The organism is Streptomyces tritici (genome assembly GCF_048500665.1).
Classification (GTDB): Bacteria; Actinomycetota; Actinomycetes; order Streptomycetales; family Streptomycetaceae; genus Streptomyces; species Streptomyces tritici.
The window spans coordinates 3,059,261-3,079,292 of the sequence record NZ_CP183183.1 but is presented as its reverse complement, the minus strand read 5'-3'; the positions used below and the strand labels follow the sequence as shown (position 1 = coordinate 3,079,292).

At 73.6% G+C, this 20,032-nt stretch carries 22 protein-coding genes; 11 read left to right on the top strand and 11 right to left on the bottom strand.

All coding sequences use genetic code 11. The features are described 5' to 3' along the window. Positions 1 to 26 precede the first annotated feature (26 nt). Both murQ and ACNJ93_RS14045 read right to left on the bottom strand, forming a co-directional pair. Positions 27 to 959, bottom strand: coding sequence for an N-acetylmuramic acid 6-phosphate etherase (murQ, locus tag ACNJ93_RS14050; protein ID WP_418957750.1), 933 nt, complete (start codon positions 957 to 959; stop codon positions 27 to 29). 44 nt (positions 960 to 1,003) lie between these two features. Continuing rightward, positions 1,004 to 2,005, bottom strand: a complete 1,002-nt coding sequence (locus ACNJ93_RS14045) for a MurR/RpiR family transcriptional regulator (RefSeq protein WP_418957749.1) — start codon at positions 2,003 to 2,005, stop codon at positions 1,004 to 1,006. 67 nt (positions 2,006 to 2,072) lie between these two features. Here ACNJ93_RS14045 and ACNJ93_RS14040 point away from each other — a divergent pair, with 67 nt between their 5' ends. Both ACNJ93_RS14040 and ACNJ93_RS14035 read left to right on the top strand, forming a co-directional pair. Further along, positions 2,073 to 2,429: a hypothetical protein gene (locus tag ACNJ93_RS14040; protein ID WP_418957748.1), complete on the top strand. Its 357-nt coding sequence runs from the start codon at positions 2,073 to 2,075 to the stop codon at positions 2,427 to 2,429. Between the two features lie 67 nt (positions 2,430 to 2,496). Continuing rightward, the gene (locus tag ACNJ93_RS14035) at positions 2,497 to 2,778 is read left to right on the top strand and encodes a DUF4031 domain-containing protein (protein WP_418957747.1); all 282 of its coding nucleotides are present in this window, start codon (positions 2,497 to 2,499) and stop codon (positions 2,776 to 2,778) included. Positions 2,779 to 2,803: 25 nt separating this feature from the next. Here the strand turns inward: ACNJ93_RS14035 and ACNJ93_RS14030 are convergent, their stop codons facing one another. Both ACNJ93_RS14030 and ACNJ93_RS14025 read right to left on the bottom strand, forming a co-directional pair. After that, positions 2,804 to 4,021: a Cmx/CmrA family chloramphenicol efflux MFS transporter gene (locus tag ACNJ93_RS14030; protein WP_418961402.1), complete on the bottom strand. Its 1,218-nt coding sequence runs from the start codon at positions 4,019 to 4,021 to the stop codon at positions 2,804 to 2,806. Between the two features lie 165 nt (positions 4,022 to 4,186). Next, on the bottom strand, positions 4,187 to 4,885 hold the full coding sequence (locus ACNJ93_RS14025; RefSeq protein ID WP_418957746.1) for a hypothetical protein: 699 nt from the start codon (positions 4,883 to 4,885) through the stop codon (positions 4,187 to 4,189). A gap of 136 nt (positions 4,886 to 5,021) precedes the next feature. Between ACNJ93_RS14025 and ACNJ93_RS14020 the strand changes: the two genes are divergently transcribed. The 3 genes from ACNJ93_RS14020 (at position 5,022) to ACNJ93_RS14010 (ending at position 7,611) form a co-directional block, all read left to right on the top strand. After that, positions 5,022 to 6,455: an MFS transporter gene (locus ACNJ93_RS14020; protein WP_418957745.1), complete on the top strand. Its 1,434-nt coding sequence runs from the start codon at positions 5,022 to 5,024 to the stop codon at positions 6,453 to 6,455. Positions 6,456 to 6,604: 149 nt separating this feature from the next. Continuing rightward, positions 6,605 to 6,880 carry a hypothetical protein gene (locus ACNJ93_RS14015; protein WP_418957744.1) on the top strand — a complete coding sequence of 92 codons (276 nt, stop codon included), beginning with the start codon at positions 6,605 to 6,607 and terminating at the stop codon, positions 6,878 to 6,880. 98 nt (positions 6,881 to 6,978) lie between these two features. Beyond that, a complete protein-coding gene (locus ACNJ93_RS14010; protein WP_418957743.1) occupies positions 6,979 to 7,611 on the top strand; it encodes a TIGR03086 family metal-binding protein in 633 nt (210 codons plus the stop codon). Here the strand turns inward: ACNJ93_RS14010 and ACNJ93_RS14005 are convergent. Then, positions 7,577 to 7,984, bottom strand: coding sequence for a DUF6463 family protein (locus ACNJ93_RS14005; RefSeq protein ID WP_418957742.1), 408 nt, complete (start codon positions 7,982 to 7,984; stop codon positions 7,577 to 7,579). The genes ACNJ93_RS14010 and ACNJ93_RS14005 overlap by 35 nt on opposite strands. Before the next feature lie 70 nt (positions 7,985 to 8,054). Between ACNJ93_RS14005 and ACNJ93_RS14000 the strand changes: the two genes are divergently transcribed. Continuing rightward, a complete protein-coding gene (locus ACNJ93_RS14000) occupies positions 8,055 to 8,618 on the top strand; it encodes a TetR/AcrR family transcriptional regulator (protein ID WP_418957741.1) in 564 nt (187 codons plus the stop codon). A gap of 62 nt (positions 8,619 to 8,680) precedes the next feature. Here ACNJ93_RS14000 and ACNJ93_RS13995 read toward each other — a convergent pair whose 3' ends face one another. From ACNJ93_RS13995 to ACNJ93_RS13985, 3 genes are all read right to left on the bottom strand, one after another. After that, positions 8,681 to 8,962 carry a metal-sensitive transcriptional regulator gene (locus ACNJ93_RS13995; protein ID WP_418957740.1) on the bottom strand — a complete coding sequence of 94 codons (282 nt, stop codon included), beginning with the start codon at positions 8,960 to 8,962 and terminating at the stop codon, positions 8,681 to 8,683. Between the two features lie 13 nt (positions 8,963 to 8,975). After that, the gene (locus ACNJ93_RS13990; RefSeq protein ID WP_418957739.1) at positions 8,976 to 11,249 is read right to left on the bottom strand and encodes a heavy metal translocating P-type ATPase; all 2,274 of its coding nucleotides are present in this window, start codon (positions 11,247 to 11,249) and stop codon (positions 8,976 to 8,978) included. A 137-nt stretch (positions 11,250 to 11,386) separates the two neighbouring features. After that, positions 11,387 to 11,674 (bottom strand): heavy-metal-associated domain-containing protein, encoded by a 288-nt coding sequence (locus ACNJ93_RS13985; protein WP_418957738.1) that lies wholly within the window; start codon positions 11,672 to 11,674, stop codon positions 11,387 to 11,389. A 194-nt stretch (positions 11,675 to 11,868) separates the two neighbouring features. Here ACNJ93_RS13985 and ACNJ93_RS13980 point away from each other — a divergent pair, with 194 nt between their 5' ends. Both ACNJ93_RS13980 and ACNJ93_RS13975 read left to right on the top strand, forming a co-directional pair. Beyond that, a complete protein-coding gene (locus tag ACNJ93_RS13980; RefSeq protein ID WP_418957737.1) occupies positions 11,869 to 12,849 on the top strand; it encodes a hypothetical protein in 981 nt (326 codons plus the stop codon). 55 nt (positions 12,850 to 12,904) lie between these two features. Beyond that, positions 12,905 to 13,615, top strand: coding sequence for a copper homeostasis protein CutC (locus ACNJ93_RS13975; protein WP_418957736.1), 711 nt, complete (start codon positions 12,905 to 12,907; stop codon positions 13,613 to 13,615). A gap of 263 nt (positions 13,616 to 13,878) precedes the next feature. Here the strand turns inward: ACNJ93_RS13975 and ACNJ93_RS13970 are convergent, their stop codons facing one another. After that, complete coding sequence (locus ACNJ93_RS13970; RefSeq protein ID WP_418961401.1) at positions 13,879 to 15,900, bottom strand: HelD family protein; 2,022 nt, start codon at positions 15,898 to 15,900, stop codon at positions 13,879 to 13,881. Between the two features lie 289 nt (positions 15,901 to 16,189). Between ACNJ93_RS13970 and ACNJ93_RS13965 the strand changes: the two genes are divergently transcribed. Both ACNJ93_RS13965 and ACNJ93_RS13960 read left to right on the top strand, forming a co-directional pair. Further along, complete coding sequence (locus ACNJ93_RS13965; RefSeq protein WP_418957735.1) at positions 16,190 to 16,363, top strand: hypothetical protein; 174 nt, start codon at positions 16,190 to 16,192, stop codon at positions 16,361 to 16,363. 48 nt (positions 16,364 to 16,411) lie between these two features. Beyond that, positions 16,412 to 16,735 carry a hypothetical protein gene (locus tag ACNJ93_RS13960; protein WP_418957734.1) on the top strand — a complete coding sequence of 108 codons (324 nt, stop codon included), beginning with the start codon at positions 16,412 to 16,414 and terminating at the stop codon, positions 16,733 to 16,735. Positions 16,736 to 16,754: 19 nt separating this feature from the next. Here ACNJ93_RS13960 and ACNJ93_RS13955 read toward each other — a convergent pair whose 3' ends face one another. After that, positions 16,755 to 18,398 (bottom strand): DNA repair helicase XPB, encoded by a 1,644-nt coding sequence (locus tag ACNJ93_RS13955; RefSeq protein WP_418957733.1) that lies wholly within the window; start codon positions 18,396 to 18,398, stop codon positions 16,755 to 16,757. Between the two features lie 112 nt (positions 18,399 to 18,510). On the opposite strand from ACNJ93_RS13955, the gene ACNJ93_RS13950 reads away from it, so the two are divergent. Continuing rightward, positions 18,511 to 19,092, top strand: a complete 582-nt coding sequence (locus tag ACNJ93_RS13950) for a Uma2 family endonuclease (protein WP_418957732.1) — start codon at positions 18,511 to 18,513, stop codon at positions 19,090 to 19,092. A gap of 30 nt (positions 19,093 to 19,122) precedes the next feature. Here ACNJ93_RS13950 and ACNJ93_RS13945 read toward each other — a convergent pair whose 3' ends face one another. After that, the gene (locus ACNJ93_RS13945) at positions 19,123 to 19,863 is read right to left on the bottom strand and encodes a GntR family transcriptional regulator (protein WP_418957731.1); all 741 of its coding nucleotides are present in this window, start codon (positions 19,861 to 19,863) and stop codon (positions 19,123 to 19,125) included. Positions 19,864 to 20,032 lie beyond the last annotated feature (169 nt).

The following is a 20,032-nucleotide window of genomic DNA, read 5'->3' as shown; positions in this document are numbered from 1 at the left end:
GTGCGGGGAGGGCGGTGTTCGGGGCCCTACTGTCCCGCGGCGAGCGCCGCCCGCAGGTGACCGGCGCTCCCGGCGAGTCGGCGTTCCGCCTCCTTCGCGTCCACGTCCGCGAGGATCATCAGGATCGCGGTCTTCACCTCGCCGTCCGCCGCCACGAGGGCCTTCTCGATCTCCGCGTCCGGCGCGCCCGTCGCGAGGGAGACGATCCGGCGCGAGCGGGCGTGCAGTTTGTCGTTGGAGGCGCGGACGTCGACCATCAGGTTCCCGTACGTCTTGCCGAGCCGGATCATCGTGATCGTCGAGATCATGTTGAGGACGAGCTTCTGCGCCGTGCCCGCCTTCAGGCGCGTGGAACCCGTGAGCAGTTCGGGGCCGGTGACGATCTCGAGGGCGTGTTCGGCGGCGGCCCCCAGCGGGCTGTCCTCGTTGCAGGACAGGCCGACGGTGAGCGCCCCGGCGGCGCGCGCGTGGGTGACCGCGCCGACGGCGTACGGGGTGCGGCCGGAGGCGGAGACGCCGACGACCGTGTCGTCGGGGGCGAGGCCCAGCCGCTGCAGGTCCGTCGCGGCCAGCTCCGCGGAGTCCTCCGCGCCTTCGACGGCCTCCGCGATGGCGGTCGGGCCGCCCGCGATCAGGCCGACGACCCGGGACGGGTCGGTGTTGAAGGTCGGCGGGCACTCGCTGGCGTCGAGCACGCCGAGCCGGCCCGCGGTGCCCGCGCCCGCGTAGATCAGCCGGCCGCCGCGGGCCATCCGGGCGGCGACGGCGTCGATCGCGGCGGCGATCTCGGGGAGCCGGGCGGCGACCGCGCGCGGGACGGCGGTGTCCTCGCCGTTCATGAGGCGGGCCAGGTCGAGCGTGGGCAGCCGGTCGATCTCGGCGAGCTCGGGACGGAACGCCTCGGTGGTCAGGGCGGCGAGCTGGGCCTGGAGCGCGGTGTAGTCCTGGGAGGTGGTCATGTGGCGGGTGCTCTTTCGGCGTGCGGGGCGGGCCGGAGGGGCGGTCAGCGGCTGCGGGGGGCGTGGCGGTGGGCCAGGGCCTCGTACGAGGCCGCGAGCGCCGGGGCGGCCGTCTCGTACGTCCGCTGGCACACGCCGGTGAACAGGCAGTCCACGACCAGGAGCTGACTCGTGCGGGAGGACATCGCGGCCGGGCGCAGTTCGCTCTCGCGGGCCGTCGACGTCGTGAGTATGTGGTCCGCGTACTGGGAGACCGGGCCGTCGGGTCTGCCGGTGATCGCGACCGTGGTGGCCCCGTGGTCGAAGGCGACCCGCAGCGGTTCTATGACGTCGCCGGTGGAGCCGGAGTGCGTGATGGCGACGGCCACGTCGCCGGAGCGGAGCTGGACGGCGTTGGTGACCGCCAGGTGCGGGTCGCTGGGCGCGTGCGCGAGCAGACCGATGCGCAGCAGCTTCTGGACGAGGTCCTGGGCGACGAGCCCGGAGGCGCCGATGCCGTACACGTCGATGCGGCGGGCGGCGGAGAGCGCGGCGACGGCCGCGCCGAGCTGCACGGTGTCGAGGTTGGCGGCGGTGTCGGCGAGGGTCTGCTGCTCGTCGTACGCCAGCTTGGCGACCACGTCGGCGATCGGGTCGTCGACGGCGATGTCGGCGGTGACGGAGGGCGCGCGGCCGGACTGCTGCTGGGCGGCGAGGCCGGCGAGGGCGAGCCGCAGGTCGCGGTAGCCGGGGTAGCCGAGGAGGCGGGCGGTGCGCACGACGGTGGCCTCGCTCGTGCCGGTGAGCTCGGCGAGGCCGGTGACGGTGAGCGCGGCGCAGCCGGCCGGGTCGCCGGCGACGGCCTCGGCGACCCGCTGCATGGAGCGGGTCATGGAGGGCGCGAGGGTGCGGACCTTGGCGGCGAGGGCGGCGGGCGCGGGCGGGGCGTCGCCGGCCGGCGCGGGGACGGTGGCGGGGGCCGGGGCGGGGCCGGGCGTGCCGGGAACCGCGCCGGGGGCCGCACCGGCACCCGTACCGGTGAAAATTTCCTTCACGTCATGGGTCACATTTGAAAGATATTTTCGGTCCGGTGGGACCGTCAACCCCCTGTGGACCGGGGTGGACAATGGCTCCATGGACGACATCGACCCCGTCGAGCAGGCGCTGCACGCCGCCCGCGCGCTGGTGCTGGCCGACCTCGTGGCGCGCGACGTCGCCCAGGCGGAGGTCGTCTCGGTCGTCGAGGACGCGGTGACGCACCGCCGCTGGTGGGTCGAGCAGTGGCCGGAGGGCGTGGCGTACGTGGCGGGGCTCGTCGCCCAGGACGTCCAGGACTCGCTGCTCGAACGGTACGGGCGCTGGCCCCTGTGTCCGGTGTGCGCCTCCGGCGACCCGCACGCCCTGGACGTCGAGCCCGAGCTGGGCCCGGACCCGCACTGGGTGTGCGGGAAGCAGGGCGTGGTGGTCGCTCCGGTCGGTGGTCTGACGTGATCTCGGGTCGGCGGTCCGGCGTGATCTCGGGTCGGCGGTCCGGCGTGACCTGTGGTCCTCTGAGCCCATGACTCTCTACATCGACCCGCCTCAGTGGCCGGGCCACGGACGCATGTGGTCGCACCTGGTCAGCGACGTGTCGTTCGAGGAGCTGCACGCCTTCGCGGCCTCGATCGGCGCGCCCTCCCGCGCCTTCGACGGCGATCACTACGACCTTCCGGCGGAGCGCTACGCGGACGCCGTGGCGGCGGGCGCGGTGGAGGTGAGCTCGAAGGAGCTGGTCCGCCTCATCACCGACGCGGGCCTGCGGCGCCCGAAGCGGCGGCCCGCGCCGCATCCGGCGGGCTGAGGCGCCCGAGGCCCACCACGGGGGCTCACGGCCGGGGCGCGGACTCCTTCGCGGCGGCCGGCTCCTCCGTCGTCGCGCCCAGGACCACCCGCGAACGCGCCGGGCGCTGCAGCCGCAGCGCCACGACCACGGCCGCCAGCGCGACCGCGGTCATCGCCGCGCCCGCCCAGGCGGGCGAGGCGTAGCCGAAGCCGGCGTCGATGACGGTGCCGCCGAGCCAGGGGCCGCCGGTGTTGCCGATGTTGAAGGACGCGGTGGCGGTGGCCCCGGCCAGGGTCGGGGCGGCGCCCGCGACGTTGAAGATCCGGGCGTTGAGCGCCGGGGCGGTGTAGAAGCACGAGACGCCGAGCAGGAAGCTCAGCGCGATCGCGGCGACCGGGCTGGACGCCAGCACGGCCAGGGCGACCATGATCGCCGTCGAGGCGGTGATGCCGCTGAGCAGCACGCCGAACGGGTGCGCGTCCGCGACCCGGCCGCCGATGTACGTGCCGATCAGCGCGCCGATGCCGAAGAGCCCGAGGACGCCGGAGACCCAGCTGTCGCCGAGCCCGGCGACATCGGTGAGCAGCGGGGCCAGGTACGAGAAGGCACAGAAGACGCCGCCCGCGGCGAGGGCGATGATCACGACGGTCAGCAGCACCTGCCGGTCGCGGTAGATCGTCAGCTCGTCCCGCAGCCGGGGCCGGGTCTCGGGCAGGGGGATGCGCGGGATCTTCGCCAGGACGCCGGCCAGCGCGATCGCGGAGGCCGCGGCGACCGCCCAGAAGGCGGAGCGCCAGCCCAGGTGCTCGCCGAGGAACGCGCCCGCAGGGACGCCGAGCACGTTGGCGATCGACAGTCCGCCGATCATCACGGCCATGGCCCGGGCCCGCGCGCCCACCGGCACCATGGCGATGGCGACGCCCGCCCCCACGGCCCAGAACCCGGCGCAGGCGAGCGCGCTGATCACGCGGGACGCGAAGAGCACCTCGTACGTCGGTGCGAGCGCGCCCGCGACCTGCCCGAGGCCGAAGAGGGAGATCAGCGCGACCAGCGTCGTCTTCCGCGGCAGCCGCAGCGTGGCGGCGGCGAGCACCGGCGCGCCGACGACCATGCCGATGGCGAAGGCCGAGATCAGCAGGCCCGCCTGGGGGATGGAGACCCCCATGTCCTCCGCGATCGGTGGCAGCAGCCCCGACAGCATGAATTCGCTCGTGCCGAGCGCGAAGACGGACAGGCCGAGGATGTACACGGCCAGGGGCATACGGGGGCTGCCGGAGGGCGTGCCGGACGACGCGGAGGGCATGCCACGGGTCAACCCGTCGTTCATGCCTGTCATTCCCGGCCCCGCCGACCGTCTTGCCATGCGGACGGGGCGGCGTGGGCGGGGCGGCGTGACCGGGGCGGCCGCCCCGGTCGCCCCGGTCGGTCAGGCCGTCAGGTGCGTCGGATCCGTCAGTTCGCGGTGCAGGTTGCGGCGGGCCGGGGTCTCCCAGTGGGCCGCGCCGTACGGGGTGCGGAACAGGCGCGGCAGGGCGAGGAGCTGGCGCAGGACGGCGGCGCGGCCCTCGCGGAAGGCGTCCTCGGGGACGAAGCCGTACTCCTCGCGGACCGCCCGTGCATACCCCCCGTAGGTGTCCGCGTCGCTCGCCAGGATCGCCAGGTCCGCGTCGCACAGCAGCGCGCCGTTGGCATCGCCGTCCGCCGGGTCGTGCGTGACGGTGAGCCGGACGAGGCGGGCGACCTCGGCGGTGGCGGCGTCGGACAGGCCGGCCTCCGGGAGGGCGCGCTCGGCGAGCGCCGCGCTGCGCTCCTCGTTCTCGGAGCGGTCCGGGCGGTAGACGGCGTCGTGGAACCAGGCCGCGAGCCGGACCAGGGCGAGGTCGGCGCCGGCCGGGGCGTGCGGGGCGAGCTCGTCGATCCGGTCGAGGACCGCCCGCAGGTGTGCGGTGGTGTGGTACCGGCGCTGCGGCTCGGCCCAGCGCTCGAGCAGCTTGCGGGCGTACGGGGCGGGGTCGGGGCCCTCGCGGCCGGCGCGGGCGTCGAGCAGCGCGGCGGTCCAGCGGTCGGCGAGGTCCTGGTCGTAGGTCCGGTCGTCGTCCCGGGGGTGTTCTGCGTCGGCGGCCATGGGCTGCATTCTGCCGCGTCCCCGAATCCATCCTCCACGCACGGGGATTACATACCCCCTGTGGGTATGTTACGGTGCTCCGCGAAGTACCCCCCGGGGGTATGCCTTGGGGTCTCGTCTAGGAGGGATGAGGGACATGCCGACCGTCAGTCCACGGCGCTGGTGGGCCCTGCTCGTGCTCGCCACCGCGCAGTTCATGGTGATCATGGACACCTCGATCATCGGGGTCGCGCTCCCCGAGATGCAGAAGGACCTGGGCTTCTCGCAGGGCGAGCTGCAGTGGGTCTTCAACGCCTACGTCATCGTCTTCGGCGGCCTGCTGCTGCTCGGCGGCCGGCTCTCCGACCTCGTCGGAGCACGGAAGATCTTCGTCTCCGGCTGGACCGTCATGATCGTCGGCTCGGTGATCGCCGCGGCCGCGCAGAGCGCACTCGTCGAGATCGTCGGCCGCGCCGTCCAGGGCGTCGGCGGGGCGCTGATCGCGCCGTCCGCGATGACCCTGCTGATGATGCTCTTCATGCACGACCCGAAGGAGCTCGGCAAGGCGATGGCGCTGTACGGCGCGGCCGCCCCGGCCGGCGGCACCGCGGGCGTCTTCCTCGGCGGCGTGTTCACCGAGTGGCTGAGCTGGCCCTGGGTCTTCGTCATCTACGTGCCGATCGGCCTCGCGACCCTCGCCGCCACCAAGCTGCTCCCCGAGGTCGCGTCCCGCCGCGGCGCCGTCGACGTCCTCGGCGCGGCCGCCGTCACCGCCGGCCTCGCGCTCGCCGTGTTCGCCGTCGTCCGGGCCCCCGAGGTCGGTTGGGGCGCCACCGCGACGATCCTGGAGCTGGCCGGCGCCGCCGCGCTGCTGGTCCTGTTCTTCGTGATCCAGAAGTCCGTCCGCGAGCCGCTCATGCCGCTCGGCGTCTGGCGGGTCCCGCGCCTCGGCTCCGCCAACCTGTCGATGACGCTGCTCGGCGCGGCCTGGATCCCGATGTGGTACTTCCTCAACCTGTACCTGCAGCAGGTCCTCGGCTACGGGGCCTTCGCCTCGGGCGCGGCGCTGCTCCCGATGACCGTGCTGCTGATGATCTTCATGACGGCCGTCACCGCGAAGCTGATGGCGAAGGTCGGCGCGAAGCCGCTGATCGGCGGCGGTCTGCTGGTTCTCGCCGCGGGCCTGGTGTGGCTGTCCGCCGTCGAGCCGACCGGGTCGTTCCTGGTCGACGTGCTGCCCGCCTCGCTGGTCGCCGCGCTCGGCATGTCCCTCGCGTACATCCCGGCGATGATCGCCGCGATGTCCGGCGCCCCGCAGGAGCAGGCCGGCCTCGCCTCCGGCATCGTCAACACCACGTACAACGTGGGCTCCGCGCTCGGTCTCGCCGCGCTGACCGCGCTCGCCATGTCGCAGGGCGCGGACCAGCTGGGCAACCTGCCGAAGCTGACCGAGGGCTTCTCCGCGGCCTTCGTCGGCGCCGCGGTGATCGCCGCGGTCGGCGGGGTGGTGACCCTGCTGGTCATGAAGAGCGACAAGGCCGCCGCGGCCGCCGCCGCTCCGGCCGCCGAGGCCCGGAAGGCCGGCGTGTGAGCCACGGGGGCGCGTGTCCCCCGTGCGCGCCGGAACCGAAGGGGCCGCCCGTCCGCGGGCGGCCCCTTTCGGCTGCCGCCCCCGTGCGCCCCCGCGGGGGTGCTGCTCGACTGGAGGGAACCCCCGCCCCCCAGAGGAGCGTGCGCACCATGGCCGTACTCGTCGTCATCGACATCCCCGGCGGGACCAAGGAGCAGTACGAGGAGAGCAACCGGAAGATCACCGAAGCCTCCTGGTTCCCGCCCAAGGGCCTCCTCCACCACGTCGGGGCGCCCAACAACGGCGGCTGGATCGTGGTCGACGTCTGGGAGACCCGCGAGGACTTCCGCGCCTTCGCCGAACAGGCCCGCCCCATCTTCTCCGAGACCGGCACCCCGCCGGTCGAGCCCAAGTTCTACGAACCGGCCAACGTCATCGCCCCCTGAGTCTCGGAGCCGACCCCGCGCCCCGGGCGATGAGTTTTCGGGGTGGGGGCGGTCTGTCCGGGGGGAGGGCCGCGGCGGGTGGTTCTCGGGACAGAGGAGTGGTTGCGGTGACGGTGATCGACTTCGATGCGCAGACGCGGCTCGTGGCGCGGTTGGCCGACGGGGTGGCGGACGGGCAGCTCGGGCTGGCCACGCCCTGCCCCGACTACGCCGTACGGCATCTGCTCGGGCATCTCGTCGGGCTGGCGGCGGCGTTCCGGGCCGCGGCGCGCAAGGACTTCGGGCCGATGACGGACACGTCGCCGCAGGAGTCCCTGCCGGACGTCGGGCCGGACTGGCGGGGCGAGCTCGACAAGAACCTGCGGGAGCTGGCCGAGGCGTGGCGGGAGCCCGCTGCGTGGGAGGGCTTCACCCGGGCCGGCGGGGTGGACCTGCCCGCCGATGTCGCCGGGCAGGTCGCGATGAACGAACTCGTCGTCCACGGCTGGGATCTCGCTCGCGCCACCGGCCAGGACTACGCGCCGGACGAGGCGTCGCTGCGGGTGTCCTACGAGCTGCTCGCACCCGAGGCGGGCGGTTCGGGCGGGGACGGTGAGGGCGGTCAGGACGTGGGCGGTGAGGTCGATCCCGACGCGCCGTTCGGGCCGGCCGTGCCCGTACCGCCCGGCGCGCCGCTGCTCGACCGGGTCATCGGGCTCAGCGGGCGCGATCCCCGCTGGCCGGCGCGCTGAGCCGGGCGGCGCGGGCCTGGCGGATCAGGAGCGCGGCCGGGACGAGGCCCAGCAGCATCGGCGTCGGCTCCAGGATCGCCGCGCCCACGACGCACCACACCGCCAGGCCCCAGCCGATGGACGCCGGGACGGTGACGGACCGCCGGGCCAGGTCCGCCACCAGTGCGCCCAGCAGCATCATCGGCACGGCGAAGCTGCCGATCGAGCTCCAGAACGCGCCGTTCGCGCCGCTCGGGTGGATGAACTCCTCGCGCGGCAGCCCCCACAGCGCGCCGGTGAACCACTCGTCCACAAAGTCCAGGTTCTGCGCTCCCAGCACGACCAGGTGCACCGCGCCGAGGATCATCAGCGTGCGTCCCGCCCAGCGTCCCATGTCGTTTCCCCTTTGCCCACTCGTTTCGGAACCATCAGTTTCGGAACTCGGGGTACCGTAACATGCGAGCATGGGACGACCTAGAGACGGCCGGGTCGACGAAGCGATCCTGACCGCCACCCGCAGCCTCCTCGCGGAGAGCGGGTACGCGCGGCTCACCGTCGACGCCGTGGCCGAGCGCGCGCGGATCGGCAAGGCGGCGATCTACCGGCGGTACGCGACCAAGCAGGAGATGGTCTTCGCGGCGGCCGTGCACGGCGCGGACCTGCCCCCGCCCCCCGACACCGGCAGCCTCCGCGGGGACCTCACGGCCCTCGTCCAGGAGATCGTGGACCACGTCACCAACCCGGCCGCCGCCGCCGCGATCCCCGGGCTGCTCGCCGACGTGGGCGGTTCGCCGGAGCTCGCCGCCCGCTTCCACGACGCCTTCGTCACCGTCCAGCAGGCCGGTCTCGCCGCGCTCCTCGACCGGGCCGTCGCGCGCGGCGAGCTTCCCTCGCCCCCCGACCTCGACCTCGTCCACGCCCTCGTCGCCGGGCCGGTCTTCGCCACGGTCTACCTCCAGAACCGCTCCCCGGACGGGCTGGCCGAGCCGCTGGGGCGGATGGCCGCCGCCGCCCTCACGGGGGCATGACGAAGGGCCGGGCCTTCGCGGCCCGGCCCCTGCGGTTCTCTCCAGGTGCGGATCAGGCGGGTCTAGGTGCGGATCAGGCGGGCGATCGCCTTCGACGCCTCGTCCACCTTCTCCTTCGCCCGGTCGCCGCCCTGGGCGATCGCCTCGGCGACGCAGCAGCTGAGATGCTCGTCGAGGAGGGCGACCGCGCAGGACTGCAGGGCGGCGTTGACGGCCGAGACCTGGGTCAGCACGTCGATGCAGTAGACGTCCTCGTCCACCATCCGCTGCACCCCCCGGACCTGGCCCTCGATCCGCCTCAGCCGTCTGATGACGTCTTCCTTGTGCGGTGCGTACCCGGCCATCGCCGTCCCCCCGTCACTTGTCGGCGGCCTGGAAGCCGCGCAGCCGCAGGCTGTTGCCGACCACGAAGACCGAGGAGAAGGCCATGGCGGCCCCCGCGATCATCGGGTTGAGCAGCCCGGCCGCGGCGAGGGGCAGGGCGGCCACGTTGTACGCGAAGGCCCAGAAGAGGTTGGACCGGATGGTGCCGAGCGTCTTGCGGGAGAGCCGGATGGCGTCCGCCGCCGCCCGCAGGTCGCCGCGTACGAGGGTCAGGTCGCCGGCCTCGATGGCGGCGTCGGTGCCGGTGCCCATCGCCAGGCCCAGGTCGGCCTGGGCGAGCGCGGCGGCGTCGTTGACGCCGTCGCCGACCATCGCGACCGAACGGCCCTCGGCCTGGAGCTTCTTGACGACGTCGACCTTGTCCTGCGGCATGACCTCGGCGATGACCTCGCCGATGCCGACCTCCGCGGCGACGGCCTCCGCGACCGCCTTGTTGTCGCCGGTCAGGAGGATCGGGGTGAGACCGAGGGCCTTGAGGCGGCGGATCGCCTCCGGGCTGGTCTCCTTGATCGCGTCGGCGACCTCCAGGACCGCGCGGGCCTCCCCGTCCCAGGCGACCGCGATGGCGGTCCGGCCGGCCTTCTCGGCCTCGTTCTTGGCGGACTTGAGGTGCGCCGGGAGTTCCATGGCCCACTCGGCGAGCAGCTTCTCGCGGCCGACGAGGACGGCGTGGCCGTCGACGATGCCCTGGACGCCGAGTCCGGGGACGTTGGCGAAGTCCTCGGGCGCGGGCAGCGTGCCGACCTTGGCGGCCGCGCCGGCGGCGACGGCCTGGGCGATCGGGTGCTCGGAGGAGTGCTCCAGGGCGCCGGCGAGGCGCAGGACGTCGGTCTCGTCGGTGCCGTCGGCGGTGTGCACCTTCAGCAGGGTCATCCGGCCGGTGGTGACGGTGCCGGTCTTGTCCAGGACGATGGTGTCGACCTTGCGGGTGGTCTCCAGGACCTCGGGCCCCTTGATCAGGATGCCGAGCTGCGCGCCGCGGCCGGTGCCGACCATGAGGGCGGTCGGGGTGGCCAGGCCCAGGGCGCACGGGCAGGCGATGATCAGGACGGCGACGGCGGCGGTGAAGGCCGCGGTCAGGCCCTGGCCGGTGCCCAGCCAGAAGCCGAGGGTGCCGAGGGCGAGCGCGATGACGACGGGGACGAAGACGGCGGAGATCCGGTCGGCGAGGCGCTGGGCGGCGGCCTTGCCGTTCTGGGCGTCCTCGACCAGCTTGGCCATGCGGGCGAGCTGGGTGTCGGCGCCGACGCGGGTGGCCTCGACGACGAGGCGGCCGCCGGCGTTCAGGGTGGCGCCGGTGACGGAGTCGCCGACGGAGACCTCGACCGGCACGGACTCGCCGGTGAGCATGGAGGCGTCCACGGCGGAGGAGCCCTCGACGACGGTGCCGTCGGTGGCGATCTTCTCGCCGGGGCGGACCAGGAAGCGGTCGCCGACCTGGAGTTCGGCGGTCGGGACGGTGAGCTCCCGGCCGTCGCGCAGGACGGTCACCTCCTTCGCGCCCAGCTGCATCAGCGCCTTGAGCGCCGCGCCCGCCTTGCGCTTGGAGCGGGCCTCGAAGTACCGGCCGGCCAGGATGAAGGCGGTGACCCCGGCCGCGGCCTCCAGGTAGATGTTCCCGGCGCCGTCGGTGCGGGCGATCGTGAACTCGAAGGGGTGCGTCATGCCGGGCGTGCCGGCGGTGCCGAAGAACAGCGCCCACAGCGACCAGGCGAACGCGGCGATCGTGCCGACCGAGATCAGCGTGTCCATCGTGGCCGCGCCGTGCCTGGCGTTGGTCCAGGCTGCCTTGTGGAACGGCCAGGCGGCGTAGACGACGACCGGCGCGGCGAGCGTGAGGCTCAGCCACTGCCAGTACGTGAACTGCAGCGCCGGGACCATGGCCATGGCGATGACCGGGACGGCGAGGGCGACGGCCGTGATCAGCCGCTGCTTCAGGGGCCGCAGTTCGGCGTCGGCCTTCTCCTCGTCGGAAGGGCCGCCGCCGTCGGCGTCCGCGGTCTCGTTCCGCGGCGGCTCGGGCTCCTTGGCGGTGTAGCCGGTGGCCTCGACGGTGGCGATGAGGTCCGCGACGCTGACGTCGGCGTCGAAGGTGACCTTCGCCTTCTCCGTCGCGTAGTTGACGGTGGCCTCGACCCCGTCCATGCGGTTGAGCTTCTTCTCGATGCGCGCCGCGCACGAGGCGCAGGTCATGCCGCCGATGGCGAGCTCGACCTGGGCGGCGGCGCCGGGTGTGGTGGTGGTCATGAGTGCTCCTCGTGGCGGAGTCGGGGGCCGGGGCCCGGGCGTGGAAGGGGCGGGCCCCGGCGGCCGGGGTGCTGCGGTGCTTCGTCGTGCGGTGGTGCGGTGCTGCGTGGTGCCGGTTGTGCGGTGGCGCGCGCCGGTCAGGCGCGGCCGGTGAGCTCGTAGCCCGCGTCGTCGATCGCCTCGGCGATCTTCGCGTCGTCGGGCTCGCCGCCGGTGGCGACGGTGACCAGGCCGCCGGCGATGTCGACCTCGACGGAGAACACGCCGTCGAGCGCGCCGACCGCGTCGGTGATCGCGGTGCGGCAGTGGCCGCAGCTCATGCCGGAGACGCGGTAGACGGTGGCGGTGCTCTCGGCGACGGCGGTCGCGGTGGTGGCGGCGCCGGTGGAGCAGCTGCCGTCGGTGGTGCAGCAGGACTCGGACATGGGGTTCTCCTCGTGGGGCGTCGGTGGGTCGATGTCGTTCGATACCCTCGGGGGGTATCCGCTGGGTCCATGTATACCCCCCTCCCGTATTCCGTGCAAGCCCCGGCGAGGACTTGACTTGATACCCCCTAGGGGTATTGTGAGGTGCAGTGAAGGACATCAGAGGTCAGGCGTACGCATACGGGAGAGCCGCCATGAACACCGGAGTGAAGATCACAGCCTTCGCCGCCGCGCTCGCCGCGACGTTCGGGACCGCGTACGGGGTCGGCGCCGCCGTCGGCCCCGTGGACGGGCCGAAGAAGGCGGAGCACGCGACGCAGGCCGGGCACGGCGAGACCGGCGGGTCCGGTGAGGCCGACGGGCACGGAGGCCATGAGGAGGCGCCGGGCGCCGGCGTGGCCGCGGCCGCGGGCGGGCTGCAAGTCTCCGAGGGCGGTTACACGCTCGCGCTCGAGACGCCGCGGCCGGCCGCCGGATCCGCGGTGCTGAGGTTCTCGATCAAGGACGCGGCCGGGAAGAAGGTCACCGCGTACAAGACGGAGCACGGCAAGGAGCTGCACTTCATCGTCGCCTCCCGCGACCTCACCGTCTTCCGCCACCTGCACCCGGTGCGGGCGGCCGACGGGACCTGGTCGACGCCGGTGGACCTGCCGGCGGCGGGCCCGTACAAGGCGTTCGCCGACTTCACCCCGGCCGCGAAGGGCGCGAAGCCGATGACCCTCGGCGTGGACGTCGCGGTGCCCGGCGCGTACGCCCCGAAGCCGCTGCCGGCCGTCGCGCCGACGGCCTCGGTGGACGGGTACGAGGTGAAGCTCGGCGGGACCCTGGCTCCCGGGAAGGCGGGCGAGCTGAAGCTCACCGTCTCGAAGGGCGGCCGGCCGGTGACCGACCTGGAGCCGTACCTCGGGGCGTACGGGCACCTCGTCGCGCTGCGCGAGGGCGACCTGGCGTACCTGCACGTCCACCCGAACGAGGGCGGGCCCGGTCCGGACGTCTCGTTCACGGCGACCGCGCCGAGCGCGGGGGCGTACCGGCTGTTCCTGGACTTCCAGCACGAGGGGAAGGTCCGTACGGCGGCGTTCACGGTGTACGCGGGCGGGGCGGCCGGCGCGGGTGCCGGTGCGGCTGCGGCGACCGACGGTGCGCACGATGCGTCCGGGCACTCCCACGGCTAGGCTGGTCCCGAACATTGGACTAGACCTGTAGCCGCAACTGGGAGGAACGGGCTCCATGAGCGACCGTGCAGTGCTGGAGGTGATCGCGCTCGACGAGGAGGACGCGGTCGCGGCCCAGGCCGGCGGGGCGGACCGCCTCGAACTGGTCACCGACATGGCGGCGGACGGGCTGACCCCCTCCAAGGAGCGCTTCGCGGCCGTCCGCGCGGCGGTGGACATCCCGCTGCGCGTGATGCTCCGGCTCACGGACGGCTTCGCCGCGGGTGACGTCGACGCGCTCGTGGGGCGGGCGGCGGAGCTGCGGGAGGCGGGCGCGGAGGAGTTCGTGCTCGGGTTCCTCACGGCCGACGGGCAGCCGGACCTGGTCGCGGTCGAGCGGCTGCTCGCGGTGATCGACGGCTGCCGGTGGACGTTCCACCGGGCGATCGACCGGTGCGCGGACCGGGACGGGCTGCGGAAGCTGCTCGCGGATCTGCCGGGGCTCGACACGTTCCTGACGGCGGGGGCGGCGACGGGGGTCGACGACGGGCTGCGGGTGCTGGCGGCCGAGGCGTCGCGGTCCGGTGAGCCGGGGTACGAGCCGCGGATCCTGGTGGGCGGCGGGCTGCGGCTCGACCACCTGCCGGCGCTGCGGGGGGCGGGGCTCACCGCGTTCCACATCGGTGGGGCGGCTCGGCCGCGGGGGTGGGCGGCGCCGGTGTCCGCGGAGGCGGTTGCGGTGTGGCGGGGGGCCGTCGATGCGCCCCTGGTCCCCGCGGGGGACTAGCCCCCACCCCGCCCCTTCCCGAAACCCTGCCGGGGGCGGGGGGTTCGCCGTGCCGGTCGGGGCGGGTTCGTTGTGGCCGGGCGCGCAGTTCCCCGCGCCCCTGGCGGGGGCGGTGGGGCGGAGTTTTCCGGTGCGGGTCCGTTGTGGCTGGGCGCGCAGTTCCCCGCGCCCCTTTCGGGGCGCTGACCGGCCTGTTTCCGGTGCGAGTCCGTTGTGGCCGAGCGCGCGGTTCCCCGCGCCCCTTTCGGGGCGCGGGTGGGGTGCTACGTCAGTTGTTCCGGCAGGGGTGCGTCGTGGACGATCGTCAGACCCGAGACGGCTCGGGTCAGGGCGACGTACAGGCGGCGGAGGCCCGTGCGTTCGTCGGGTTCGGCGGCGACGACGGCCGACGGGTCGTCGAGGACGACGTAGTCGTACTCCAGGCCCTTCGCCAGGGAGGCCGGGACCAGGGTGAGGCGGGCGTCGGCCGTGGTCTCCTCGCCGGGGGAGAGGTACGGCAGGCCCGCCGCCTCCAGGGCCTTCGCCAGCGCGGCGACGCGGGTGTCCGCGGCGATCAGGCCGATCGAGCCCTCGCGCGCCAGGGCCTCGCGGCAGGCCGCCACCACGTCCTCGTCCAGAGACGTGGAGTGACGGATCGTCAGGGAGCCGGGGTTCTCGCGGACCGACCTCACCTCCGCCAGGCCCGGCGACATGTGGGGCAGCAGCCGCGAGGCGTACGCGATGACCTCCTTCGGCACGCGGAAGCCCGCAGTCAGCTCCTCCACCGCCGCGTCCGGCTTGCCGAGGTGCCCCAGCGCCTGGGTCCAGCTCTCCGTGGCCCACGGCGTGGTGCCCTGGGCCAGGTCGCCGAGGACCGTCGCCGAGCCCGTCGTGCAGCGCCGGCCCACCGCCCGGTACTGCATCGGCGACAGGTCCTGCGCCTCGTCCAGGACCACGTGACCGAGCGAGTGCGTCCGCTCCACCAGGTCCTTCGCCTCGTCGATCAGCACCGCGTCCGCCGCCGACCACTTCGCGGACTTCACGCTGCGGGGCGGCTTCGTCCAGAGCAGGAGCCGCTGCTCGTCGTCCGTGAGGATCCCCGCCGCGTGCTCCGCCAGGAAGTCCGCGTCGCTCAGGAGGCGCAGGACCAGCTTCGCCGGGTCCACCTGCGGCCAGCACTCCTTGACGACGGCCTTCACCGCCGCGTTGCGCGCCACCGCGTCCTGGACCCGGTCGTCCGGCGCCTCGCCCGCCTGCTCCATGCGCACGAGCACGGTGTGCGCGATGCGCTGCGGCAGGGCGTCCCTGGCCGCCCCGTACCGGATGTCGCGGTCCAGCAACTCCCGGACGATCTCCTCCAGTTCGTACGCCGGCACCCGCCACCGCCGCGAACCGCGCACCACCATCAGCGGCTCCGTCGGCAGCGTGACGTGGGAGCGCAGCGCGCGCCGCAGCACCTGCGCCATCCGCGCGTCGCCCTTCACCACGGCCGTCGCCGCCGGGTCCTCGCCGCGCACCTCCACGTGCGCGACGAGGTCGTCCACCGTCGCCTGCTGGACCTCCAGCTCGCCGAGGGCCGGCAGGACCTGCTCGATGTAGTGGAGGAAGGAGCGGTTCGGGCCGATGACGAGCGTTCCCGTACGGGCCAGGCGCTCGCGGTGCGCGTACAGGAGGTACGCGACGCGGTGCAGGCCCACCGCCGTCTTCCCGGTGCCCGGGCCGCCCTGGACGCACACCGTGCCGGACAGGCCGGAGCGGACGATCGCGTCCTGCTCCGGCTGGATCGTCGCCACGATGTCCCGCATGGGGCCCACGCGCGGCCGCTCGATCTCCGCCTGGAGCAGCTTCGAGGTCCGCTCGGCCTCCGAGGGGTCGGTGAGGTGCTCGTCCTCGTACGCGGTGAGCTCGCCGCCGGTGTAGCCGAAGCGGCGGCGCAGCCGCACGTCCTGCGGGTCCTTCCGCGAGGCCCGGTAGAACGGCTGCGAGACGGGGGCGCGCCAGTCGATCACCATCGGGTCGCCGGCCGCGTCGTGGACGTGCCGACGGCCGATGTAGAAGCGCTGGCCGTGCTGGGTGGGGGGCAGGTAGTCCAGCCGGCCGAAGAAGAGCGGGGTGTGCGCGAGGTCCGCGAGCGCCTTGATCCGGTCGTCGATCTGCCGTTGCAGGACGAGGGAGTTGACCCAGTTCGCGGTGACGTCCTTGATGTCGAGCGCCTCCACGTCCTCGCGCATCGCGCGCAGCGCGGCGCGGGAGGCGGTCAGGTGGGCGCGCTCGCGGTCGAGCGGGTCGGTGGCGGACACGGACACGGACACGGCGGAGCCTCCGGGGCGGGAAGTGCGGACACGTCGAGGTGGCCGCCGGTTTCCGACCGGACGGCAGCTCTCCTGCGAGGGAGGCGGGGAAGCGGACGAGTGTAGCTTCCGGGCTCGCGTGGTGCGAACGGTTTTCCGCGGGGCCGTCGTACGGCTCGGTCGTACGGCGGGGCCGCCGTCCGACCCGTAGGGGACCGGGTCCGCCGCGCGTCGTACGCGGGGGCGCCGGCGGTTCCGCCCCCAGGGCGATGTGCTCGATATGTCCGAAATCCATGATGGAAGCATGACCACGACGACCCTGACCCCCGGCATCCCCCACTCCCGGCGGCTCGCCCTCGCCCTGCGCGCGATACGCGCCTACGGCGGCGCGGCCGTGAGCGTCGTCCTGCTCGGCGCGTACGACGAGCGGGCGGGCGTGAAGAACCCCCGGCCTGAGTACCTGTCCGAGCCCGACTGAGTACGTCCGCGCATGCCCGCGGCCCCGCCCGGCTGATGTGATCGGTGCATGACGACGCCTGCCCACGACGGCCCCACGCCCACCGCGCCCTCCTCCCGCGCCCTGCGCTTCCTCGCGCTCGGAGGGCTGGTGGCCCTGTTCGTCTCCCTCGTCCTGACCGCGATCGTCGTCCTCGACGACGCGATCTCCGGCGACGGCGTCGGCGGCCCCGCGGCCTCGGCCGGCTTCTGGGCGCTCGGCCTCGGGGCCCTGGCCGGCGTGGTCGCCGCCGCGGCGCCGCGCACGGCGCTCGCGTACCGGGCCCGCGCGGGGGTCGTCATGGCCGAGTACACGCTGGTCCTGGTCGCCCCGCTGATCGCCCTGATGGACTGACGACGACCGGTGTGGCCGGTCAGTTCTCCGCGAGCAGCTCGTCCGCGTCGACGATCCGGTACGCGTACCCCTGCTCGGCCAGGAAGCGCTGGCGGTGCGCCGCGAAGTCCTGGTCGACCGTGTCGCGGGCGACCACCGAGTAGAAGTGCGCCTGGTGGCCGTCGGCCTTCGGCCGCAGCACGCGGCCGAGACGCTGGGCCTCCTCCTGCCGGGAGCCGAAGGTGCCCGAGACCTGGATGGCGACGGTCGCCTCCGGCAGGTCGATGGAGAAGTTGGCGACCTTGGAGACCACCAGGACGCTGATCTCGCCGTTGCGGAAGGCGTCGAAGAGCTTCTCGCGTTGGGCGTTCGAGGTCTCGCCCTTGATGACCGGCGCGTTCAGGTGCTCGCCCAGCTCGTCGAGCTGGTCGATGTACTGGCCGATGACCAGGATCTGCTGCCCGGCGAACCGCTTCACCAGCGCCTCGGTCACCTTGCGCTTGGTGTCCGTGGTCGCGCAGTAGCGGTACTTCTCCTCCGTCTCGGCGGTCGCGTAGGCGAGCCGCTCGGCGTCGGTGAGGTTGACCCGGACCTCGACGCAGTCGGCGGGCGCGATGTAGCCCTGCGCCTCGATCTCCTTCCACGGGGCGTCGAAGCGCTTCGGGCCGATCAGCGAGAAGACGTCCGACTCGCGGCCGTCCTCGCGGACGAGCGTGGCCGTCAGGCCGAGCCGGCGCCGGGCCTGGAGGTCGGCGGTGAACTTGAAGACCGGCGCGGGCAGCAGGTGCACCTCGTCGTAGACGATCAGGCCCCAGTCCCGGGAGTCGAACAGCTCCAGGTGGGGGTAGATCCCCTTCCGCTTCGTCGTCAGCACCTGGTAGGTGGCGATGGTGACCGGGCGGATCTCCTTGCGGGTGCCGGAGTACTCGCCGATCTCGTCCTCGGTCAGCGAGGTCCGCTTGACCAGCTCGGCCTTCCACTGCCGGGCGGAGACGGTGTTCGTCACCAGGATCAGCGTGGTCGCCTTGGCCTGCGCCATCGCGCCCGCGCCGACCAGCGTCTTGCCGGCGCCGCAGGGCAGCACGACGACGCCGGAGCCGCCGTGCCAGAAGCCCTCCACGGCCTGCCGCTGGTAGGGGCGCAGCGCCCAGCCGTCCTCGGCGAGGTCGATGCGGTGGGCCTCGCCGTCGACGTAGCCGGCGTGGTCCTCGGCGGGCCAGCCGAGCTTGAGCAGGGTCTGCTTGATCTGCCCGCGCTCGGAGGGGTGCACGGCGACGGTGTCCTCGTCGATCCGGGCGCCGACCAGCGGCGCGACCTTCTTCGACCGGAGCACCTCCTCCAGGACGGGCCGGTCGGTGGTGGTCAGGACGAGGCCGTGCGTGGGGTGCTTGCTGAGCGTGAGCCGCCCGTACCGGGCCATCGTCTCGGCGACGTCGACGAGCAGCGCGTGCGGCACCGGGTAGCGGGAGTACTCGACAAGCGCGTCGACGACCTGCTCGGCGTCGTGCCCGGCGGCCCGGGCGTTCCAGAGCCCGAGCGGGGTGATCCGGTACGTGTGGATGTGCTCGGGGGCCCGCTCCAGCTCGGCGAACGGCGCGATGGCCCGCCGGCAGGCGTCGGCGAGCTCGTGGTCGACTTCGAGCAGGAGTGTCTTGTCGCTCTGGACGATGAGAGGACCGTTCACGTACGTGTATCCCTTCCGCGCGGCCAAACATCCAGTCTGCACGATGCGCGGCCGGTGTCGGCGGGGCCTGCCATGCTGGAGGCGACCGGTTCCGCACGAGGGAGGTGGCGAGATGAGCGTCGCGCACGATCCGCACTATGGGCCCTGGACGATAGAGGAGGTCCTGGCGCTGGGGGAGGACCGAGGTCAGCGCAGGGAACTGATGGGGGAAGCGCTCATGATGTCACCGGCTCCGGGAACCATGCACCAGCGGGCGTCGCTGCGGCTGGCGTCCCTGCTGGACCGCACGATCCAGGCCGCCGGCCTTCAGGCGGAGGTCCTGGAGGCGGTGAACCTGATCCTGCCGGACGGGCTCTTCATCCCGGACATCGTCGTCGTGGAGGCCGCTGCCGCGGCCAAGGACCCGGTCACGTACGACGCGGACGACGTCCTGTTGGTGGTCGAGATCGTCTCCCCCTCGTCCTCCGGCCGGCGCACGGACCGGCTGCTCAAGCCGCCGTACTACGCGGAGGCGGGGATCGAGCACCTGTGGCGGCTGGAGCTGGAGCCCGAGCCGGCCCTGGTCGTCACCGAGCTGGTGGACGGGCGCTACGTGGACCGGCTCGTGGCCGAGGCGGGGCGCGGCACGCTGATCGAGAAGCCCTTCGCCGTCGAGATCGACCCCGGGGCGCTCGTGAGCCCGAGGCGCGGGTAGGGCATACCGTCGGGCAGGACGGCCGCCCCGCTACCCCGCCGTCGTCCTGACCAGCGCGTTGTTGGCGATCGAGTTGTGGACGGTGAAGCTGACCGCGTCCGGGCGGTAGCGGTCGTCGGACCACTCCACGGGGCGGCCGTCGTGGGTGGTGGTGACGCGGCGCACGCGCAGCAGGGGGCTGGTGCGGCGCAGGGCGAGGAGGTCCGCGTCGCGGGCGCCGGCCGCGACCGCGTCGATCACGTGCTCCCCGTGCGCGAAGACCAGGCCGGTCTCCTCGTTCAGCCGCTGGGTGACCGAGGCGCAGTCCGGGGGGAGCGCCGCGACCGTGGGGGAGATCCAGTCGGCGTAGACCGTCCGCTCGATCAGGACCGGTTCGCCGTCGAGGCCCCGCACCCGCAGGACGTTCAGGAGCGGCACGCCCTGGTCCAGGTGGAGGCGGGCGGCGTCCTCGGCGGTGGCCGGGCGGTACTCCTGGGACACCACGTGTCCGGTGGCGGTGCGGCCCATGGCCTCGGCCCACTGGGCGAAGCTGCGCAGCTCGCCGAAGCTCTGGCTGCGGTGGTCGGCCAGGACCACCCGGCGGGCGCCCTGACGGGAGCCGATCAGGCCCTCCGCGGTGAGCGCGGCGACGGCCTGCCGGACGGTGCCGCGGGAGACGCCGTACTGGGCCGCGAGCTCGGTCTCGGCGGGCAGCCGGCTGCCCACCGGATACTCCTCGCGCCGGATCGCGCGCCGCAGCTCGGCGGCGATCTGCTCGTGTCTCGCGGCCATGGACTCCCCCCGGGAAAGTGGACAGCTGTGCACAGTTGTGCGCCGACGCTCAGCGTAATCGAGGGCGCGGCCGGCCGGTGGATCCGGTGACTGTGCAAAAAACAACGGGGATGCGTTCCCTTCGGGTTCATCTTTGTGTCACCATCGCCGGGCGTACTGAGGCCGACTT

Coding starts and splice junctions, on each gene's coding strand:
- murQ (WP_418957750.1), bottom strand. CDS start 959: ATGACCACCTCCCAGGACTACACCGCGCTCCAGGCCCAGCTCGCCGCC.
- ACNJ93_RS14040 (WP_418957748.1), top strand. CDS start 2,073: ATGGACGACATCGACCCCGTCGAGCAGGCGCTGCACGCCGCCCGCGCG.
- ACNJ93_RS14035 (WP_418957747.1), top strand. CDS start 2,497: ATGACTCTCTACATCGACCCGCCTCAGTGGCCGGGCCACGGACGCATG.
- ACNJ93_RS14030 (WP_418961402.1), bottom strand. CDS start 4,021: ATGCCCCTGGCCGTGTACATCCTCGGCCTGTCCGTCTTCGCGCTCGGC.
- ACNJ93_RS14025 (WP_418957746.1), bottom strand. CDS start 4,885: ATGGCCGCCGACGCAGAACACCCCCGGGACGACGACCGGACCTACGAC.
- ACNJ93_RS14020 (WP_418957745.1), top strand. CDS start 5,022: ATGCCGACCGTCAGTCCACGGCGCTGGTGGGCCCTGCTCGTGCTCGCC.
- ACNJ93_RS14015 (WP_418957744.1), top strand. CDS start 6,605: ATGGCCGTACTCGTCGTCATCGACATCCCCGGCGGGACCAAGGAGCAG.
- ACNJ93_RS14005 (WP_418957742.1), bottom strand. CDS start 7,984: ATGGGACGCTGGGCGGGACGCACGCTGATGATCCTCGGCGCGGTGCAC.
- ACNJ93_RS14000 (WP_418957741.1), top strand. CDS start 8,055: ATGGGACGACCTAGAGACGGCCGGGTCGACGAAGCGATCCTGACCGCC.
- ACNJ93_RS13995 (WP_418957740.1), bottom strand. CDS start 8,962: ATGGCCGGGTACGCACCGCACAAGGAAGACGTCATCAGACGGCTGAGG.
- ACNJ93_RS13990 (WP_418957739.1), bottom strand. CDS start 11,249: ATGACCACCACCACACCCGGCGCCGCCGCCCAGGTCGAGCTCGCCATC.
- ACNJ93_RS13985 (WP_418957738.1), bottom strand. CDS start 11,674: ATGTCCGAGTCCTGCTGCACCACCGACGGCAGCTGCTCCACCGGCGCC.
- ACNJ93_RS13980 (WP_418957737.1), top strand. CDS start 11,869: ATGAACACCGGAGTGAAGATCACAGCCTTCGCCGCCGCGCTCGCCGCG.
- ACNJ93_RS13975 (WP_418957736.1), top strand. CDS start 12,905: ATGAGCGACCGTGCAGTGCTGGAGGTGATCGCGCTCGACGAGGAGGAC.
- ACNJ93_RS13965 (WP_418957735.1), top strand. CDS start 16,190: ATGACCACGACGACCCTGACCCCCGGCATCCCCCACTCCCGGCGGCTC.
- ACNJ93_RS13960 (WP_418957734.1), top strand. CDS start 16,412: ATGACGACGCCTGCCCACGACGGCCCCACGCCCACCGCGCCCTCCTCC.
- ACNJ93_RS13950 (WP_418957732.1), top strand. CDS start 18,511: ATGAGCGTCGCGCACGATCCGCACTATGGGCCCTGGACGATAGAGGAG.
- ACNJ93_RS13945 (WP_418957731.1), bottom strand. CDS start 19,863: ATGGCCGCGAGACACGAGCAGATCGCCGCCGAGCTGCGGCGCGCGATC.